We start from the raw sequence: 704 nt of genomic DNA, 5'->3' as shown, positions 1-704 counted from the left end.
CAACCGCGCCGACTGTGGTGATTACCGAAGATGCCAACAATGACGGCTACATCAATGATGCCGAGCTTAATGGCCAGATAGACATTAGCGTCACCCTGGGTGCCGGGACCGCCGTGGGCGATACCCTTATCATCACTGACCAGGATGGCAATGAGCTGTTTAACGGCACCGTGACTCAGGACATGCTGGATAATGGCCTGTCAGTCTCTATGCCAGCCCCTGCCACCGGCACCACCATCACAGTAACCGCCACCGTCACCGACCCGGCGGGCAACACCGCCAATGGCAATGACTCTGCCACCCTGGATTACGGTGCGGGCGGCGGCGCCCCTGCGGCCCCAGTCCTGACCATCACCGAAGATGTCGATAATGATGGCTACATCAATGATGATGAGCTGGATGGCGACATCAACTACACCATCGCTCTGGGCGACGGCACCGCGGTGGGTGACACCATCACGGTCACCGACCAGGATGGCAATGAGGTGTACACCGCCACCATCACCCAGGACATGCTGGACAATGGGCTGAGCCTGTCTATCCCGGCGCCAGCGGATGGTACCGCCATCACCCTGACCGCCACCGTTACCGATCCGGCGGGCAACACCGCCAGCGGCACAGACAGTGCGGTACTGAGCAGCGGCCCGGCCGCCCCAACGGTCACCATTACCGAAGATGCCAACGACGATGGCTACATCAATGAC

At 60.7% G+C, this 704-nt stretch carries 1 pseudogene; it reads left to right on the top strand.

Annotated elements, in window-relative coordinates:
• A pseudogene (locus tag ACFOE0_RS23205) lies at positions 1 to 704 on the top strand (hypothetical protein); the annotation flags it as partial.

The sequence above is a fragment of the Shewanella submarina genome, assembly GCF_042646185.1.
GTDB classification, from domain to species: Bacteria; Pseudomonadota; Gammaproteobacteria; order Enterobacterales; family Shewanellaceae; genus Shewanella; species Shewanella corallii.
The sequence above is the reverse complement of the archived record's forward strand: the minus strand, read 5'-3'. Positions and strand labels throughout refer to the sequence as shown.